Source organism: Enterobacter cloacae complex sp. ESBL7 (assembly GCF_041679625.1).
Taxonomy (GTDB): domain Bacteria; phylum Pseudomonadota; class Gammaproteobacteria; order Enterobacterales; family Enterobacteriaceae; genus Enterobacter; species Enterobacter asburiae_B.
Window position 1 is genome coordinate 1 of sequence record NZ_JBGORN010000008.1, and the last position, 18,587, is coordinate 18,587.

16 protein-coding genes, 1 tRNA gene and 2 rRNA genes are annotated in these 18,587 nt (G+C 53.1%); 4 read left to right on the plus strand and 15 right to left on the minus strand.

Features of this window, described 5'->3' with window-relative positions:
* The first annotated feature begins 4 nt into the window (after positions 1 to 4).
* The 3 genes from rrf (ACERY3_RS19885) (at position 5) to rrf (ACERY3_RS19895) (ending at position 369) form a co-directional block, all read left to right on the plus strand.
* Positions 5 to 120: ribosomal RNA gene (gene rrf, locus ACERY3_RS19885) — 5S ribosomal RNA — on the plus strand.
* 14 nt (positions 121 to 134) lie between these two features.
* A tRNA-Thr gene (locus ACERY3_RS19890) sits at positions 135 to 210 on the plus strand.
* Between the two features lie 43 nt (positions 211 to 253).
* Positions 254 to 369 (plus strand): 5S ribosomal RNA (rrf, locus tag ACERY3_RS19895).
* A gap of 103 nt (positions 370 to 472) precedes the next feature.
* Here rrf (ACERY3_RS19895) and ACERY3_RS19900 read toward each other — a convergent pair.
* From ACERY3_RS19900 to ACERY3_RS19930, 7 genes are all read right to left on the minus strand, one after another.
* Positions 473 to 1,231, minus strand: coding sequence for an amino acid ABC transporter ATP-binding protein (locus ACERY3_RS19900; RefSeq protein ID WP_023309440.1), 759 nt, complete (start codon positions 1,229 to 1,231; stop codon positions 473 to 475).
* A 7-nt stretch (positions 1,232 to 1,238) separates the two neighbouring features.
* Positions 1,239 to 2,342 (minus strand): amino acid ABC transporter permease, encoded by a 1,104-nt coding sequence (locus ACERY3_RS19905; RefSeq protein WP_058841654.1) that lies wholly within the window; start codon positions 2,340 to 2,342, stop codon positions 1,239 to 1,241.
* Between the two features lie 9 nt (positions 2,343 to 2,351).
* A complete protein-coding gene (locus tag ACERY3_RS19910; protein WP_023309438.1) occupies positions 2,352 to 3,533 on the minus strand; it encodes an amino acid ABC transporter permease in 1,182 nt (393 codons plus the stop codon).
* A 67-nt stretch (positions 3,534 to 3,600) separates the two neighbouring features.
* A complete protein-coding gene (locus ACERY3_RS19915; RefSeq protein WP_023333654.1) occupies positions 3,601 to 4,626 on the minus strand; it encodes an amino acid ABC transporter substrate-binding protein in 1,026 nt (341 codons plus the stop codon).
* A 473-nt stretch (positions 4,627 to 5,099) separates the two neighbouring features.
* Complete coding sequence (locus ACERY3_RS19920) at positions 5,100 to 5,321, minus strand: lipoprotein (RefSeq protein ID WP_008502867.1); 222 nt, start codon at positions 5,319 to 5,321, stop codon at positions 5,100 to 5,102.
* A gap of 303 nt (positions 5,322 to 5,624) precedes the next feature.
* Positions 5,625 to 8,738 (minus strand): efflux RND transporter permease subunit, encoded by a 3,114-nt coding sequence (locus ACERY3_RS19925; RefSeq protein ID WP_058841653.1) that lies wholly within the window; start codon positions 8,736 to 8,738, stop codon positions 5,625 to 5,627.
* Positions 8,739 to 8,749: 11 nt separating this feature from the next.
* Entirely contained in the window at positions 8,750 to 9,889 is a 1,140-nt protein-coding gene (locus ACERY3_RS19930; RefSeq protein WP_373226355.1) for an efflux RND transporter periplasmic adaptor subunit, read from the minus strand.
* Between the two features lie 387 nt (positions 9,890 to 10,276).
* On the opposite strand from ACERY3_RS19930, the gene envR reads away from it, so the two are divergent.
* Entirely contained in the window at positions 10,277 to 10,996 is a 720-nt protein-coding gene (envR, locus tag ACERY3_RS19935) for an acrEF/envCD operon transcriptional regulator (protein WP_373226357.1), read from the plus strand.
* Here the strand turns inward: envR and ACERY3_RS19940 are convergent.
* The 8 genes from ACERY3_RS19940 to ACERY3_RS19975 all read right to left on the minus strand — a co-directional run bounded on the left by ACERY3_RS19940 (position 10,912) and on the right by ACERY3_RS19975 (position 18,536).
* Positions 10,912 to 12,993, minus strand: coding sequence for a bifunctional diguanylate cyclase/phosphodiesterase (locus ACERY3_RS19940; RefSeq protein WP_064673384.1), 2,082 nt, complete (start codon positions 12,991 to 12,993; stop codon positions 10,912 to 10,914). The genes envR and ACERY3_RS19940 overlap by 85 nt on opposite strands.
* 139 nt (positions 12,994 to 13,132) lie before the next feature.
* Entirely contained in the window at positions 13,133 to 13,297 is a 165-nt protein-coding gene (locus tag ACERY3_RS19945; protein WP_008502862.1) for a DUF2556 family protein, read from the minus strand.
* 177 nt (positions 13,298 to 13,474) lie between these two features.
* Positions 13,475 to 13,771: a DNA-binding transcriptional regulator Fis gene (gene fis / locus ACERY3_RS19950; RefSeq protein ID WP_000462905.1), complete on the minus strand. Its 297-nt coding sequence runs from the start codon at positions 13,769 to 13,771 to the stop codon at positions 13,475 to 13,477.
* Positions 13,772 to 13,794: 23 nt separating this feature from the next.
* A complete protein-coding gene (dusB, locus tag ACERY3_RS19955; RefSeq protein ID WP_023309409.1) occupies positions 13,795 to 14,760 on the minus strand; it encodes a tRNA dihydrouridine synthase DusB in 966 nt (321 codons plus the stop codon).
* A gap of 330 nt (positions 14,761 to 15,090) precedes the next feature.
* Entirely contained in the window at positions 15,091 to 15,831 is a 741-nt protein-coding gene (locus ACERY3_RS19960) for a carbonic anhydrase (protein ID WP_058841651.1), read from the minus strand.
* A 128-nt stretch (positions 15,832 to 15,959) separates the two neighbouring features.
* A complete protein-coding gene (prmA, locus tag ACERY3_RS19965) occupies positions 15,960 to 16,841 on the minus strand; it encodes a 50S ribosomal protein L11 methyltransferase (RefSeq protein ID WP_039260393.1) in 882 nt (293 codons plus the stop codon).
* Positions 16,842 to 16,852: 11 nt separating this feature from the next.
* On the minus strand, positions 16,853 to 18,304 hold the full coding sequence (gene panF / locus ACERY3_RS19970) for a sodium/pantothenate symporter (RefSeq protein ID WP_033146770.1): 1,452 nt from the start codon (positions 18,302 to 18,304) through the stop codon (positions 16,853 to 16,855).
* Positions 18,294 to 18,536 carry a YhdT family protein gene (locus ACERY3_RS19975; RefSeq protein WP_006178860.1) on the minus strand — a complete coding sequence of 81 codons (243 nt, stop codon included), beginning with the start codon at positions 18,534 to 18,536 and terminating at the stop codon, positions 18,294 to 18,296. Before ACERY3_RS19975 ends, panF begins: the two co-directional genes overlap by 11 nt.
* Positions 18,537 to 18,587: the final 51 nt, after the last annotated feature.

The following is an 18,587-nucleotide window of genomic DNA, read 5'->3' on the forward strand; positions in this document are numbered from 1 at the left end:
TTTGCCTGGCGGCTTTAGCGCGGTGGTCCCACCTGACCCCATGCCGAACTCAGAAGTGAAACGCCGTAGCGCCGATGGTAGTGTGGGGTCTCCCCATGTGAGAGTAGGGAACTGCCAGGCATCAAATTTAGCGTGCTGATATGGCTCAGTTGGTAGAGCGCACCCTTGGTAAGGGTGAGGTCCCCAGTTCGACTCTGGGTATCAGCACCACTTTATACTTAGGTTAAAGTTCGGCAAGAAGTAAAAGAATTTGTCTGGCGGCTTTAGCGCGGTGGTCCCACCTGACCCCATGCCGAACTCAGAAGTGAAACGCCGTAGCGCCGATGGTAGTGTGGGGTCTCCCCATGTGAGAGTAGGGAACTGCCAGACATCAAATAAGTGAAAAGGCCATCCGAAAGGATGGCCTTTTTGCGTTTATGGGCGAAAAAAGGTAGGCCGGGTAAGGCGAGCCTCCACCCGGCAGAGCAAACACCTAATGAATTACCTGTGACAGGAATGCTCGCGTACGTTCTGACTTCGGATGGGCAAAGAACTCATCCGGCGGCGCCTGTTCAACAATCTCGCCGCGGTCCATAAAGATCACCCGGTCGGCCACGGTTCGCGCAAACCCCATCTCATGCGTCACACAGAGCATGGTCATACCGGATTGTGCCAGCCCAATCATGGTGTCCAGAACCTCTTTCACCATTTCCGGATCGAGGGCAGATGTCGGTTCATCAAACAGCATAATTTTCGGCTTCATACACAGCGAACGGGCGATAGCCACACGCTGCTGTTGGCCACCCGATATCTGGCCAGGGAACTTATTGGCATGCTCTGCGATACGTACGCGTTCAAGGTAGTGCATTGCCAATGCCTCCGCTTCCTTTTTCGGCATCTTTCGTACCCAAATCGGTGCAAGCGTACAGTTCTGCAGAACGGTCAGGTGCGGAAACAGATTAAAGTGCTGAAATACCATTCCTACTTCCTGACGTACGCGTTCGATATTGCGGATATCTTCATTCAGCTCGATACCATCAACCACAATGCGTCCTTGCTGATGTTCTTCAAGATGATTAATACAGCGAATGGTTGTGGATTTTCCGGAGCCCGAAGGGCCGCAAAGGACGATGCGTTCTCCCTGCTTTACCTTGAGATTAATGTCCCTCAGGACATGAAATTGTCCGTACCATTTATTCACATTTTCCAGCGTAATCATCGCGTCGGCGGGTGTCATAGTTATTTGGCTCATAATTTCCTCAGTGCGGTGTACGCCCGGTGTTAAAGCGCTTTTCCAGATGCTGGCTGTAGCGCGACATGCTAAAACAAAAGATCCAGTAGATCAGGGCAGCAAAGACATATCCTTCGGTGGACATACCCAGCCAGACAGGGTCAACGGTTGCCTGTTGCACGCTGCTAAAGAGATCGAACAATCCGATGATGATCACCAGGCTGGTATCCTTGAAGAGGGCAATGATCGTGTTGACCAGACCCGGAATGACCAGCTTGAGTGCTTGTGGGAGAATGACCAGTCCCTGCGTTTTCCAGTAACCGAGAGCCAGTGATTCCGCCGCTTCGTACTGACCTTTAGGCAACGCTTGCAGACCACCACGTACAACTTCAGCGACATAGGCGGACTGGAAGAGAATCACCCCCACCAGGGCACGGATCAGCTTGTCGATGGTTGTTCCCTCTGCCATAAACAGCGGCAGCATGACCGATGACATAAACAGAACGGTGATAAGCGGTACGCCGCGCCAGAACTCAATGAAGATAACGGAGAGCACGCGGACGATCGGCATTTTTGAACGCCGCCCCAGGGCCAGTAAAATCCCCCACGGTAAAGCACCGGCTATCCCCACTGAAGCGATAATCAGCGTCAGCGTCAGCCCGCCCCACTGGCGTGTTTCAACGCGTTCCAGTCCCAGGAAACCGCCATACAACAGTACCCAGACAATAATCGGATAAACTACGGCCCAGGCAGCAATATAGCGTCCACGATGTGGCAGCTTTTTCCAGAACATGGCCGCGACGGAGAGCAGGCCGATAACCAGCGCCAGATTAATCCGCCAGCGCTGTTCGTGGGGATACAATCCATACATGAACTGACCGAAACGTTCATGAATAAACACCCAGCAGGCGCCGGCTTTTGTGCAGTCAGCTCGGGTTGAACCGACCCAGTTGGCCTGTAAAAACGCCCAGTTCAGCAGGGGAGGAATCAATTCCCACATGAGCCACAGGCAGACAATCGTCAGCAGGCTGTTACTCCAGCTGGAGAACAGATTCTTACGCGCCCAGAGAATGAAACGTCCACCTGTCGAGTTGGCAGGGCGCGAGGAGTGCGACAGTATCGCTTTTGTCATCATAGATCCTTAGCGCTCGACCAGTGCTATACGGCGGTTATAAAGGTTCATCAGCAGGGAAATCACCAGGCTGATGATCAGATAGACAGACATCGTGATGGCGATGGTTTCAATGGCTTGTCCGGTCTGGTTAAGCACGGTTCCGGCGAAGAGTGACACCATATCCGGGTAACCAATCGCAGCGGCCAGCGACGAGTTTTTGACAATATTGAGATACTGGCTGGTCAGGGGGGGAATGATGACCCGTAAAGCCTGCGGAATAATGACCTGACGAAGCGTCACGGTATGGGGTAATCCCAGCGAGCGTGCCGCCTCGTGCTGCCCATAAGGAACGGCCTGGATCCCTGCACGGATAATCTCTGCGATAAAGGCGGACGTATAAATCGACAGCGCCAGCGTCAGGGCTGCCAGTTCGGGAATTAATACCATCCCGCCCTGAAAGTTAAAGCCCCGCAGATGTGGAATATCCCAGTGCAGCGCTGCCCCAAACAGCCAGTGTGCTATTAGCGGCAGGCTAACGATCAGGACAGCTGCCGTGGGCCAGGTTCTACGAAGCTGACCGGTTTTGATCTGATGCTTGCGGTTAAAACGGAATACCCCCGCAGAGAGCGCAAGCGCTATCACAATCGCGCCGATAAAAGCGTACAGCCCTTCACCCGGCTGAGGAGAAGGAATGGACAACCCACGGTTACTCAGGAAAAACAGCTCAAACGCGTCGACGGCCTGGCGGGGACCGGGAAGGTTACGCAGTACGGCGAAATACCAGAAGAAGATCTGCAGGAGCGGGGGGATATTGCGGAACGTCTCGATATAAACGGTCGACAGTTTCCGCAGAAGCCAGTTTTCAGAAAGACGCGCCAGGCCAATAAAGAAGCCCAGTATCGACGCGAAGACGATACAAAGCGCCGATACCAACAGCGTATTCAGTAAACCGACCACGAACACGCGTCCGTACGTGTCACCTTCCTGGTAATCAATAAGGTGCTGAACAATACCAAACCCCGCGCTGCGATCTAAAAACGCGAAACCGGAAGTAATGCCGCGGTTATTCAGGTTGGTGATGGTGTTATGGATGAGATACACGGCGATGAGAACAACCGCAACAATAGCAATAATCTGGAATAGCCAGGCGCGGACCGCGGGATGAGAAAAGGATAGCGATCCTTTTACGGCTGAGCGGCGATGGGACATAAAGAAACCTCAGTAACCATGACTCTGGAGTGGGCACTGCCGGAGCAGTGCCCGTTACAGCTATGACTTAACGTACTGGTGGTGCGTACTGAATACCGCCGTTGTTCCAGAGATTGTTCTGGCCGCGTTTGATCTTCAGCGGGCTTTCCGATCCCACGTTGCGCTCAAAGATCTCAGAGTAGTTGCCCACCTGTTTGATGATGTTGTAAGCCCACTTGTTATCCAGCTTCAGGTCCTTGCCGAAATCACCTTCTTTACCGAGCAGGTGTGCCATATCAGGGTTGGATGGCTTAGCGGCTTTCTCATCAACGTTTTTAGAGTTGATGCCCATCTCTTCTGCGTTCAGCATGGCAAACAGCGTCCAGCGAACGATGGAGAACCAGTCTTCATCACCGCGACGAACGACGGGGCCGAGAGGCTCTTTGGAGATCACTTCAGGCAGGACAATCCACTCTGCCGGGTTGCTCAGCTTAATGCGTAAGGCATACAGCTGTGACTGGTCAGAGGCCAGCGTGTCGCAACGGCCGGATTCCAGCGCTTTGGCCGATTCATCCGAGCGGTCGAATGTCACCGGGGTATATTTCATGTTGTTTGCTTTGAAATAATCCGCGACGTTCAGCTCGGTATCGGTGCCTGCCTGGATACAAACGGTGGCGCCATCCAGTTCCTTAGCACTTTTCAGGCCGGCTTTATTGTGGGTCAGGAAGCCGATGCCGTCATAATAGGTCACGCCCGTAAATGACATCCCCATGCCTGCATCACGGGAGGAGGTCCAGGTGGTGTTACGGGAGAGCATGTCGACCTCGCCGGACTGCAGCGCCGTAAAGCGTTCTTTCGCCGTCAGCGGGGTATATTTTACTTTGCTGTCATCGCCAAAAACGGCGGCTGCAACGCCACGGCAGACATCCACATCAATACCGGTAAATTTGCCGTTCGCATCGGCATAAGAGAAGCCAGGCAAACCGTCACTGATACCACATTGAACAAAACCTTTCTTTTTAACGGCATCCAGTGTCGTTCCCGCATGGGCTTGACCGGCTACGGCAAACAACATGCCTGCAGCGGCCAGGCTGGCTATCATCGTCTTTTTCATAATGCATCCTGTGTGGCGAAATTTATCGTTATAGAGGCGTTTTTAAACGCTTTACCTGTCTGTGGCTTTGGCCAACGTTTATAAAGCAAACGTAATGCCAGTTTTGCGTTCGACAAAATAAGAGACAAGTGAACGCTTAATGCTGAGTGTAGACAGGCTTAAATAAAACGAGCGCCCCGAAACGGTGCGAAATTACAACCTGTGCCACAAATCGGAGCAAAAGTTTTGAGTCGGGTCAGCAAAAAGAAGAGATAGTTTTCAGCGTGAATATTGGCAGGGTATTCAATAATATTAATGTGTGAAAATCATCACGATAGAATAAGTAATTTGAATGAGTATGCGAAAAAGTTGTGACTGACTTCAGGCTTAGATTAATTTAGCGAATATATACAGGGCTATTTTTTTACTTATTTGAAAATACTGCACTCATTAAAAGCAAAAGCGCGGCCAGAGCCGCGCTTTCTTAACAGATGTTACTTGGTCAGGGCAACAATACCCAGCGTCAGACCCGCTACTGCGGCAGCACCGCCGGCGATAGCACCCGCAGTCTCCCAGTTATCCTGGGTGGTGCCTTTCATACAGGTATTGGTATGAACCAGTCGGCCCTGGTCGTCGTAAACCGGTACACATGGAGAGTCGTGCGCGCAACCAGCAAGCAGCGCAGCGAGAAGTGCAACGGAAATGAATCTTTTCATGATGTTACCTCAGTATTATTTCTCATCCGCTATAAAGCCAGGAGGGCGATTAACGAACTGGAGGTTATTTTACCACCGGGGTAAGTCCTCGTTACACGAGGAATAATCTCAAATTATGTAGTTTGTAAAAATCGTGGAGAAAAGTCGGTTTCAGGAGGAATTAATGGAGACATTATGGAGTTACAAGAGACTGTTTTTACTTAATGCAAATCATCATATTCTTAATGCTGCCTTTATGTAAAATCTAATTCGTTGTTTATGTTACAAATAAAAAGGCACCAGAGGTGCCTTTTCAGGGAAACATTACTCTTTATGGTGAGTAAACCGTCGTCGAACAACCACAAAGAAGACGGGCACGAAGAAAATTGCCAGAAGCGTTGCGGAAAGCATTCCCCCCATAACGCCCGTACCGACGGCGTTTTGCGCGCCGCTCCCGGCCCCGGTGCTGATCACCAGCGGCATGACGCCAAGAATAAAGGCCAGGGACGTCATCAGGATCGGTCGAAGGCGCATTCTGGAGGCTTCCAGCGTGGCCTCAATAATGCCTTTGCCTTCTTTATCCATCAGGTCTTTAGCAAATTCGACGATCAGAATGGCGTTTTTCGCCGATAAACCAATCGTCGTCAGCAGGCCGACCTGGAAATAGACGTCGTTGTTTAACCCGCGCAGCGACGCTGCGAGAAGAGCCCCAATGACCCCCAGCGGCACAACCAGCATGACGGAGAACGGAATGGACCAGCTTTCATACAGCGCAGCCAGGCACAGGAACACCACGATCAGTGAAATGGCGTACAGTGCAGGCGCCTGGTTACCCGAGAGCCGCTCCTGATAAGACATCCCCGTCCAGTCATAACCGATGCCGGAAGGCAGTTTTGCCGCGAGACTTTCCATCATAGCCATGGCCTCACCGGTACTTTTACCCGGGGCTGATTCACCCAGTATCTCCATAGAGGGCATCCCGTTATAGCGTTCCAGACGAGGTGAACCATACACCCAGCGAGCGTTGCTGAAGGCTGAGAACGAGACCATTTCCCCATTCGCGCTGCGCACGTAAAGGTTATTAATATCTCCCGGCAACATACGGAATTTTGCGTCGGCCTGGACGTAGACCTTTTTCACGCGCCCATGATCGATAAAGTCGTTCACATAGGTGCCACCTAAGGCCGTCGAAATCGTCTGGTTGACGTCAGAAAGGCTGACGCCCAGCGCCTGCGCTTTCTCCTGATCGACATCCAGCTTGAACTGAGGCGTATCTTCAAGACCGTTAGGGCGCACGCGAACCAGCAGGTCAGGGTGCTCATGCACCATGCTGAGCAGTTGGTTACGCGCCTGCGTCAGCTGGGTATGTCCCAGATTAGCCTGATCGATCAATTCAAAGTCGAAGCCCGTGGCGGTACCCAGTTCGATAATTGCTGGCAGGTTAAACGGGAACACGAGGCCGTCTTTAATTTGACTGAATGCTTTCGTCGCGCGACCTACAATGGCTTCAACGCCGTTTTCCGCCCCCGGGCGCTCCTCCCAGGGCTTCAGGCTGACGAAGGCGATACCGGCGTTCTGACCCTGGCCGCTAAAGCTAAAGCCGTTTACGGTAAAGACGGATTCCACGTTCGCCTTTTCGTTGTTCAGATAGTAGTCCTGAACCTGATCGAGGACCTGCTGAGTACGCGTCTGGGTTGCACCCGCCGGGAGTTGAACCATCGTCATAAACACCCCCTGATCCTCTTCGGGCAGGAAGGAGGTAGGCAAGCGCAGGAAGAGCACCGCCATCCCACCGACGATAATGACGTACACCGCCAGATAGCGCCCTGTCTTACGCAAAATACCGCTCACGCTGTTGCTGTAGTGCTCCACGCTTTTATCAAAGAGCGCATTAAACCAGCCGAAGAAGCCACCTTTCTTCTCATGATGGTCGCCGGATACGGGCTTAAGCAACGTTGCGCAGAGTGCGGGCGTAAGGATTAGCGCAACCAGTACGGACAACGCCATAGCGGAAACGATAGTCAGCGAGAACTGGCGATAGATCGCCCCCGTCGAGCCGCCAAAAAAGGCCATCGGAATAAAGACCGCCGAGAGCACCATGGCGATCCCCACCAGTGCCCCCTGGATCTGCTCCATCGACTTCTGCGTGGCCTCTTTCGGCGGCAGTTTGTCTTCGACCATGACGCGTTCAACGTTCTCAACGACCACGATAGCGTCATCGACCAGCAGACCTATCGCCAGCACCATACCGAACATCGTCAGGGTGTTGATGGAGAAACCGAATGCCGCCAGAACCGCAAAGGTACCCAGCAGAACGACCGGCACCGCGATAGTCGGGATGAGCGTCGCCCGCAGGTTTTGCAGGAACAGGTACATGACCAGGAAGACGAGAATGATTGCTTCAAACAGGGTCTTCACCACTTCGTGAATGGAGATTTTCACAAAAGGGGTGGTGTCATAGGGATAGACAACTTTCAGCCCCTGCGGGAAGAACTGCTGCAGTTGCGCCAGCTTGCTCTTAATGGCTGCCGCGGTGTCCAGCGCATTTGCCCCGGTTGCCAGCTTAATCCCCAGGCCGGTTGCCGCCTGCCCGTTGATTTTAGTGACCATGTTGTAGTTTTCGCCACCCAGCTCAATACGAGCCACGTCCTTCAGATGAACCATCGAGCCGTCCTGATTCACCTTGAGCGTCACGCGGCCAAACTCTTCCGGTGATTTCAGGCGAGTTTGCGCGATGATCGAGGCATTCAGCTGCTGCCCGGGAATGGACGGCGTTCCGCCCAGCTGGCCTGCTGCTATCTGGTCGTTCTGCGTTTTCAGCTGGTTGATAATATCCTGCGGCGTCAGCTGGTATTTGTTCATCGCGTTGCTGTCGAGCCAGATGCGCATCGCATACTGGGCGCCAAACAGCTGAACGTCACCGACGCCAGACGTTCGGCTGATGGCATCTTTGACGTTCGAAGCGACATAGTCAGAGATGTCATTCTGCGTGAGATTTTTGTTGTCTGAAACAAAGCCAGCGACCAGCAGGAAGCTGCTGCTGGATTTCTCCACGCCAATCCCTTGCTGCTGAACCTCTTGCGGCAGCAGCGGCATGGCGAGCTGCAGCTTGTTCTGCACCTGTACCTGGGCGATGTCCGGATCGGTTCCTGACTCGAAGGTCAGGGTGATGGTGACGTTACCCGCCGAATCGCTGGTGGAGGACATATACATCAGCTTATCGATACCGTTCATGTTCTGTTCGATAACCTGGGTCACGGTATCCTGCACCGTTTGAGCGTCCGCTCCCGGGTAAGTCGCGGATATCGCCACGGCGGGAGGAGCAATGGTCGGATACTGTGCGACGGGAAGTTTGAGAATGGCCAGCCCGCCTGCAATCATCAAAATGATGGCAAGTACCCAGGCGAAAACCGGTCTCTGAATAAAGAAATTAGCCATGTCGTCGTCCCTTAACCGGCTGGCGTCGTGGTGATATCAGGCGTGGCGACGACGGTTACCCCGGGTCTGACTTTCTGTAGCCCGCTGACTATCACGCGGTCACCGTTTTTCAGCCCTTCCGTCACCAGCCAGCGATCGCCAATTGCCTGAGGGGCCACGACGGTTCGCGGCTCAACCTGGTTTTTATCGTTCACCACCAGCACGGTTGCATCGCCTCGCGGTGTACGGGTCACGCCTTGCTGTGGTACCAGAATCGCATCCGGCTGGGTGCCTTCATCAATGCGGGCGCGAACAAACATGCCGGGTAACAACAGATGCTGAGGGTTCCGGAAAATGGCGCGCAGGGTGATCGAGCCGGTACTTTCATCGACCGTGACGTCAGAGAACTGCAATGTGCCTTTTAGCGGGTAGGGCTGCCCGTTCTCCATCAGCAGCTCAACGTTGCTGGCGATATCTCCTTTTTGCAGGCTCGTCTGTTTCAGGCGCATAAAATCATTACTGGACTGGGTGACATCAACATAAATCGGATCGAGCAGCTGGACCGTTGCCAGCGCTGCGGCTTGCCCGTTCGTCACCAGCGCCCCTTCGGTCACGCTGGATTTTCCGATACGACCATCAACCGGAGAGGTCACTTTGGTGTAGGCAAGGTTGATACGTGCGCTTTCAACGCCCGCTTTTGCGGCAACCACGCTGGCATCTGCCTGCTGAGCCGTCGCCACGGCCTGGTCATACTCCTGCTTACTGACATACTGGGTGCCTACCAGCGGGAGATAACGTTTCACCGTCAGGTGTGCAATATTGGCCGCCGCCTGAGCCTTCGCCAGTTCGCCTTTCGCGCTGTCATAGGCTGCCTGATAGGTCGCAGGATCGATCTGGTAGAGTGACTCGCCCGCTTTTACATCGCTACCCTCCGCGAAGTTACGGCGCAGGATAATGCCGCTAACCTGAGGACGAACCTCCGCAACGCGAAATGCATCTGTTCTGCCCGGGAGTTCAGTGGTGACGGCCAGAGGCGCGCTTTTCACAATATGCACGCTGACCTGAGGCGCCTGCAGATGCTGTTGTTGATTTTCCTGACCATCGCATCCAGTGAGCAGTACCGTGCAGACAATGAAACCGGATAAAGGCAAGAGTCTGAAATGATTCGTCATTACTGTTCCTTTAAATACCCATTAACCGATATATGCCGCGAATCGGTAGCAGGGGCAGAGGGATAAAAATAAAATGTAGCTGCGTATAATAATGAGGGTGTTTAATGTTTTTTAATTTATAAGTGCGAATGACCATGCTTATAGAAGAAAATCAGAATCAGACCGGCTTCATTCTGGGATATAGTTCAGGCATGTTAATCAGGTAAATGAGTTTAATATTTTATAATTATTCATTTCGTCAATTTAATTGATTGGATGTATTTGTATTAATTATAAATCAAGAGGGGTGACTTTTTTTGTGCAAAATTAAAACGGATTTTAGTGAATACTTACATTTGCATGAACGCAATATGACCTTTAAACCTTGTGAGTAACGAGTAGTTGCCTATGGCGCGTAAAAAGAAAGAAGAGGCTCAACAAACCCGGCAGCAGCTGATTGAGGCGGCTATCGAACAGTTTGCGACGCGGGGCGTAGCCAGCACGACGCTGACGGATATCGCTGATGCTGCTAAGGTGACGCGCGGCGCAATCTACTGGCACTTCACCAGTAAATCTGAAATATTTAATGCCATCTGGGAACAGCAATTACCGCTTCGCGAGATTATTCACGACAGGCTTTCCTTTTCCGATAGTGACGATCCATTGTTAAAACTTCGTGAGCAATTTATTACTGCTCTGCAGTATATTGCCCATCAACCCCGGCAATGTGCGCTTTTACAAATTCTGTATCATAAGTGTGAATTTAGCAGTGATATGATTTCTGAGCGCGAAATCAGAAAGCGTATCGGATTCAACGATGACACGCTACGCGCCACGCTGGAGACCTGTATTTCGCGAAACATCATTTCGCCACAGGTGAATGTTGATCTCACCTTGATTGTATTCCACGGTTTTTTTAGCGGAATAATTAAAAACTGGTTAATGAATAACGACAGTTTTAATCTTTATCAGCAGGCTCCCGCTCTGGTCGATAGCATACTGGCGACACTCCCGGTTATTCGCGTGTCGCCAGATGAGGGTGCTTATTGCTCAGCGCCGGGTAACATTTCCCCTCGGGCACAAAGTGCTTCTATGGTCTGCGCGCTGACGGGTTTACCTAACAGATAACCCTGAAGGGTGTTACAGCCCAGCTCGGTTAAAAAGGCTTGCTGCGCTTCGGTTTCCACACCTTCAGCCACAACTTTCAGGTTAAGTGTTTTAGCGAGAGCCACAATCGCAGAGACAATAGTGGCATCCTCGCTCTCGCCGCTGAGCTCTTGCACAAACGCCCTGTCGATTTTCAATTCACAGGCCGGTAAGCGCTTGAGGTACAGCAGGCTCGAATATCCGGTGCCAAAGTCATCAATGGAGGCCTTTACCCCCGCATTCGTCAGCTCTGTCAGCACGCGTACGCTCTCATCCGGGTTGCTCATCGCCGTGGTTTCCGTCACTTCGAGGATCAACATTTCCGGTGGCACCTGATGAAGTGCCAGGCAGTCGAGAACCGTTTTAACCAGCGAAGGTTGTTCAAACTGCAGTGTCGACAGGTTTACCGCCATTGACCAGCTTTGATGTCCCTGGAGATGCCATTCCCGCAGCTGGCGACAGGCTTCATTAATCACCCAGTTGCCAATCGGGACGATCAGCCCCGTTTTTTCCGCCAGCGGCAGAAAAAGGTCCGGCGTCAGTAACCCCTGCTTAGGATGCTGCCAGCGCAACAGCGCCTCGAATCCGAGGACCGGGCCCGCCGGGGCGTGAAATTTTGGCTGATACAGCAGGCGCAGCTCATTGCGATCGATCGCCATCCACAGATCGTTCATTAACTGGAGATGGGTCTGCGCCAGGGTGTTCATGGAGGGCTGGAAAAAGTGGTAACCGTTACGGCCCATATGCTTCGTGTGATACATCGCCGCGTCGGCGTTAAACATCAGCTCACGCTCGGTTTTGCCGTCGTGAGGGTACAGCGCGATACCAATGCTGAGGGTCACCACCAGTTCATAGGGGCTGAGATTGAAGGGGCTATCGATCGCGCGCACCAGCGAATTCGCCAGCGATGCCGCGTCGTCCGGACCTTCTCCCTCTGCCAGCAGAACAAATTCATCACCGCCGATGCGTGCAAGGGTGAACTGGCCTTTCAGGAGAAGCAGCAGACGCTGCGTAACGGCGACCAGCAGCCTGTCACCGACATCATGGCCGTAGGCATCATTGATAGCTTTAAAGCCGTCAAGATCCATGAACATCAGGGCAAAGTGATTCCCTTCACGATCGGCTTTGCTGATGGCCTGATCGAGCCTGTCTTCCAGCAGGATACGGTTGGGCAGACGCGTCAGGGTATCGTGTAGCGCCAGCTGAGCGAGTTCCCGGTTAGCTTCTGCCAGCGACGAGGCCAGAAGGGCGGTGCGAGCCTGAAGGCGGGCATCCAGCATCGACACCAGCAGGGTGATCCCAAGAATAGAGAGCGCGACGACGCTGACCAGCACCGCCAGCCAGCTCCCGTTAATCCCCTCATGGTGAACCATTGTGGACATCGGAAACTGCGCCGCTTTCATCCCGGCATAGTGCATGCCGGCAATCGCAATTCCCATCGTGATGGCGGCACCCATGCGCATCAGCACGACCTGCGCGGCTTCGCGACGCAGGCGGAAGGTCAGCCATAATGCCGCGAGTGAAGCGGCAAGCGCAATCACGACCGAAATGGCCACCCAGACCTTGTCCCAGATTATCCCGGGCATCACCTCCAGCGCCGCCATGCCGGTGTAATGCATGGCCACAATACCGCTCCCCATCACCAGCGCGCCGGGCAGCAGTCGGCGCAGGCGTAGTTGCTCGCAGCTCACAAGCCATAGCGCAAACAGCGACGAACCCACGGCGATGACCATGGATAGCACCGTCAGGGTGGCGTTGTAGCTCATGCTCATGGAGAGGTCCATCGCCAGCATGCCGATAAAATGCATGGCCCAGACGCCAATCCCCATAGCAATACCGCCGCCAGCCAGCCAGACGCGGGCAGCGACGCCCTCACTCCCGGCGACGCGTGCAGCCATGTTCAGCGCGGTATACGCAGCAAGAATGGCAACAACAAAGGAGAGGACGACAAGGATATGGTTGTATTGGCTGACCAGCATGGACGGTTCTACTCGAGTGTGGGGTTACGCTAGAGCGGTTGAGAAGGGCGAGACATTATCACCGTCAGGTAATGGCTCAAAGGGATTTAAATCCCCGTTTTTAGTGGGTAATAACGGGGTGATTTGCGCAATCGGGCGTTTAGTCGAGCTCTGAGCAGTTCACGAGTTTCAGCGGATTGACGGAGTTCATATTGCGACACTTATCGGTTTCGGTGCTCATCAGTTCAATCCACTGCATCAGGAGTGCATCGAAAATGAGAACGGAGATTGCAAAGACAACCAGCCACCAGTATTTACGAATCATTGTGTCATTCCGCGGGAAGAGCGCCAGTAAGGTGGGGGAAATATACACGAAAAATCGGGGTTGAAAAGCAGGAGAGGCGAAGGTTTACAATGCGTTGACGGAGAAGCGCAGGTAATAAAAAAGGCGCTTCCCCATGCCGAAGAGCGCCTTTTTAAACAAGCATTTAACTGATTAGTATCAGTTCATGCCGTATTTTTTCAGTTTCTTACGCAGAGTACCACGGTTGATACCCATCATCAGCGCAGCGCGGGTTTGGTTACCGCGGGTGTATTGCATCACCATGTCCAACAGTGGCTGTTCAACTTCAGCCAGTACCAGCTCATACAGATCATTAACATCCTGACCATTCAGTTGAGCAAAATAGTTCTTCAGTGCCTGTTTAACCGAGTCACGCAGGGGCTTTTGAGTTACCTGGTCCTGAGAGTTAACGGTAGAAACGGTCAGTACGTCAGAATTTACGCGTTGTTCGAACATAGTTCTGTCAGCTCTTTATTTCATTACGCAAGATTTTCGAAGTATGCCTCCAACGCCTCCAGCTGTACGCTGGCATCCTCTATGGCGTTGAATGTGCGCCGAAACTGGTCATCTGGAGCGTGCTCCTGGAGATACCAGGAGACGTGTTTACGCGCAATTCGGTACCCTTTTGCCTGACCGTAGTGGTCATGCAGTTCCCGAACATGCGAACAAAGCAAGCGCTTAACCTCTGCCAAAGGCAGCGGGGCAAGCAGCTCCCCAGTGTCCAGATAATGCTGGATTTCCCGGAAGATCCAGGGTCTTCCCTGAGCTGCACGTCCTATCATCAGAGCATCAGCTCCCGTATAGTCGAGTACAGCCCTGGCTTTAAGCGGGTCAGTTATGTCGCCATTCGCGATAATCGGAATGGAAACTTTCTGCTTAACTGCCCGAATGCTGTCGTATTCAGCTTCACCGTTGAACAAACAGGCGCGAGTGCGTCCATGGATGGTCAGGGCCTGAATGCCACAGTCTTCGGCCAGTTGGGCAATCTCTACACAGTTACGGTGTTCCGGCGACCAACCCGTGCGAATCTTCAACGTAACAGGAACGTCCACCGCGCTGACAACCGCCGTCAGGATAGCTTTCACCTGGTCGGGGTATTGCAGAAGGGCTGAACCTGCAAGCTTGCGATTCACCTTTTTGGCCGGGCACCCCATATTGATATCAATAATCTGGGCACCACTTTCCACGTTAATCCGCGCGGCATCTGCCATCTCTTCAGGCACGCTTCCGGCAATTTGCACGGTGCGGATACCTGGTTCATCAACGTGCACCATCCGAAGGCGGGATTTATCGCTTTCCCAAACCTGCGGGTTAGACGACATCATCTCGGATACGGTTAAACCGGCTCCCATCTCGTAGCACAGCGTCCTGAACGGCCGGTCTGTAATACCTGCCATTGGGGCTGCGATCAGGCGATTTCTAAGCTGGTGGTGTCCGATGCGCATGAGTTAAGAAATGACCATACTGTGACTGCAAGGCGGCGTATATTACGCATTTTTTGCACGAGATGAAAGGCCAAACTTTGAACAATCCACTGTTGTAGATCAAGGAATCGCCGCCCAATCTTTTCGTTCAAAATTATTCATTATTTAAATCATTAAGTTATATGATGATGGTTATTTTATGGACGCTTACAATTTCCCGTAACTTCTCATCATTTCTGAATAAATGCGTTGCTGAAGCGGGATAATCTGCTGTTTTTAGCAGCAGATTTCCCTTCTTCTTTGCGATCTGCGTCGCATTTTAGAACATGATCGTCATGCGAAAAATGCGTGTTATTCGACCACGACGCGCCCATGCAGCGACTGTACCGGACGGTTATTATCGTGATGCATCGTCTGGGTGAATCTGGCAAGTTGTTCTGCAGAAACCGTCAGGGGCTGCTTAAGCACAATCCAGGTGACGCCTTCTGTACATGGTGGGGTGGTCAGTGAACCGCTAAAGCGCCAGTACGTTTTATTTTTTGGCAGCAGTTTGTTCAGGTTGAGATCCTGTTTGATGGAGACGTTCTGCTCGGCCTGCTGAGGCATAACGCGCCACAGTTTTTCAAGCTCCGGGTTTGCGGCCCCTTTATCAAACATGACCGCCACCACCGTCAGTTCCCCACTGGCATTTTTATGAACCAGATGCATTTCCATCGCGTATCTCTTGCCATGCACGGTGTTTTCGCTCGGCGCGTGGAAATGGAACTGTTGTAACGTCCAGGTTTGCTTATCGAGAGTAAGGGTATCGCGGGTGTTCGCCTGTTCACCTGCCTGAATGGTATGGCCATTGTTCGTCAGCGTAACAGGGCCGTCAACGTAGTGGGTTTGTAGCGGGGAGAGATGGGCGTTAGTGGTCGAATCAATATTAACAGGAGACTGGTTCATTCCGCTTTGACAGGTCTTGTATGCCTCGTCCATCTCGCCCCAGTGTTGCGGTGAACCTTCCCCTTCATAGCTCCAGTGTGATGCAAATGCTGAAGCCGAAATCATGCTCAGCGCCAGCAGCGCTGCCTTGCCTGTAACGTGTGTCATCATATTCTTCCGGTGAATTTTTGTAATACAAATCAACATGATTTGTAGGGTTATTTTACCGAAGAATGACCGGGGGAGAGAGGATTATCAGAGGGTAAGAGGCGTGGTCAGATGACCACGCCAGATTCTTATTTTTTACGGCCGGTGATGCGGCACCACTCTTCTTTTTCCACCACCGGGTCGAGGGCAAAGAGATCGGCGTAGGCTTCACACACGCTGTCGGCCTGGCTTGCCAGGATACCGGAAAGCCCCAGCAGACCGCCCTCAACGGGCAGCACGCTGATTAACGGAGCCAGTTCGCGCAGTGGGCCCGCCAGAATGTTAGCGACCACCACATCGGCTTTCATGGCTTCTGGCTGAGCATCCGGCAGATACAGCTCCAGACGATCGGAGACGCCGTTACGCTCGGCATTATCGCGGCTGGCCTGAATCGCCTGCGGATCGATATCGATCCCGATGGCTTTTGCCGCGCCCAGCTTCAGGGCCGCAATCGCGAGGATCCCGGATCCACAGCCGAAGTCGATCACTGTCTTACCGTCCAGATCCAGACCATCCAGCCACTGCAGGCACAGAGACGTGGTTGGGTGAGTACCGGTACCAAACGCCAGACCCGGGTCGAGCATCACGTTGACTGCGCTTTCATCAGGGACATCGCGCCAGCTCGGGCAGATCCAAAGACGTTTGCCGAACTGCATCGGGTGGAAGTTATCCATCCACTCGCGTTCCCAGTCTTTGTCTTCCAGCTGTTCGATTTTATGCACGAAACCCGCGCCCAGCAGAGGATGATTCTCCAGAATCGCGACAACCTCTTTCATATCGGTTTCGGCATCAAACAGGCCAATAACGTCGGTATCACCCCACAGGCGGGTTTCGCCCGGCAGCGGCTCAAAGACCGGCGTGTCATGCGTGTCCTGGAAGGTGATAGAGACCGACCCGGCCTCCATCAGCGCATCGCTCAGCTCTTCGGCGTTAGCGCCGGTTGTGTTCAGTTTTAGTTGGATCCACGGCATGGCAAAACTCTTTATTTATCAGTAGAAATCATAGCGGGCTGTGGGACGGGTTGACCGAAACGGTTCCCCACCACAAACGCCAGTAAACTTAGCAGTAACGAAGGCACAATCGGATGGAAGCCCAGGTACTGAATCTTAAACGTTGCGAGGACGGCGTAAAGCACGCCGCCGACAATCATCGCGCTCAGCGCACCGGCGGCATTCGCGCGCTCCCAGTAGAGCCCTAACACCAGCGGCCACAGGAATACGGCTTCAAGCCCACCAAATGCCAGCAGGTTCAGCCAGATGATCATCTCCGGCGGGCGCCACGCGGCTAACAGCAGCAATGCCCCTAACGCCAGAGTAATAACGGCCGACATGCGCTTCAGGCGCCGTTCATTCTCTGCCTGCTCAGGACGCAGGTTCAGATAGAGATCTTTTATGATCGTAGCGGAACTTTGCAGCAGCTGAGCGTTGATGGTCGACATAATGGCGGCCATAGGTGCGGCGAGGAAGATCCCGGCGGCAAATGGCGGCAGCACTTTAACCATCAGGGTTGGGATAACCAGATCGGGTACGGTAAGGTCAGGAATAACAGCCCGACCTAACGCGCCCGCCAGGTGCATACCAAACATCAGGATTGCGACAACGATAGTGCCGATAATGATACCTCTGTGCACGGCTTTGCTGTCTTTGTAAGAGATACAGCGCACGGCGGTATGCGGCAGGCCAATCACCCCAAAGCACACCAACACCCAGAACGAGGTCATAAAGGTTGGCGAAAGGATGTCATCCGCGCCCTGCGGCGAAACCAGTTTTGGATCGATCGCCTCGAGCGTTTCAACCGCATGGCTTAGGCCGCCCGCGGCGTGGACGATGCCGACCAGCAGGACAATAGTGCCGATAAGCATAACCATGCCCTGCATCGTATCGTTCAGCACGCTGGCGCGGAATCCGCCAAACGCGGTATACAGCGCAATGCTGACTCCAAAGATGATCAAGCCTGTCTCGTAGGGAATACCCGCTGCAGTTTCCAGCAGGCGTGCCCCGCCGATAAACTGCACCGTCATTGCGCCAATAAAGGCCACCAGCAGGCTTAAGCTGGCCAGCCACACCAGTAAACGGCTCTGATAGCGGGCAAACAGCATATCGTTGAGCGTCACGGCATTATAACGGCGCGCCAGAATGGCAAATTTTTTACCCAGTATGCCCAGCGAGAGCCAGACGGCAGGAAGCTGGATCATCGCCAGCAGCACCCAGCCTAACCCGTATTTATAGGCTGCGCCGGGTCCGCCGATAAACGAACTGGCGCTGATGTAGGTCGCGGTCAGCGTCATGGCCAGCACGACGCCACCCATCGAGCGGCTGCCCAGAAAATACTCGTTCAGGAAGGTGCCCGTCGTTCTTTTACGCATGGCGTAAACGGATAAACCAAACACCACTAACAAGTAAGCGATAAGCGGCAGAATGACTTCAAGCTGCATCATCGTCCTCCAGCGGAATATCGCGATAGATGAATTTCACCATTGCCCAGCACAGCAGGATGAAGACCAGCGGTACCAGCAGACACGCCATTTCGAACCAGTGCGGCAGACCGGTGATGCCAATAGCGGAGTCAGGTAAGTAAGCAGTTACTAACCATGCTGCGAGATAGAGAAGGGTCAGCCACAGCGCCCAGCGCGCTTCTTTATGGGCCTGAACAAAACGTTTGTCCATTTTTTGTCCCTTGTGGATGAAGAAAGCGGGGATTGTACATGATGAGGCTTT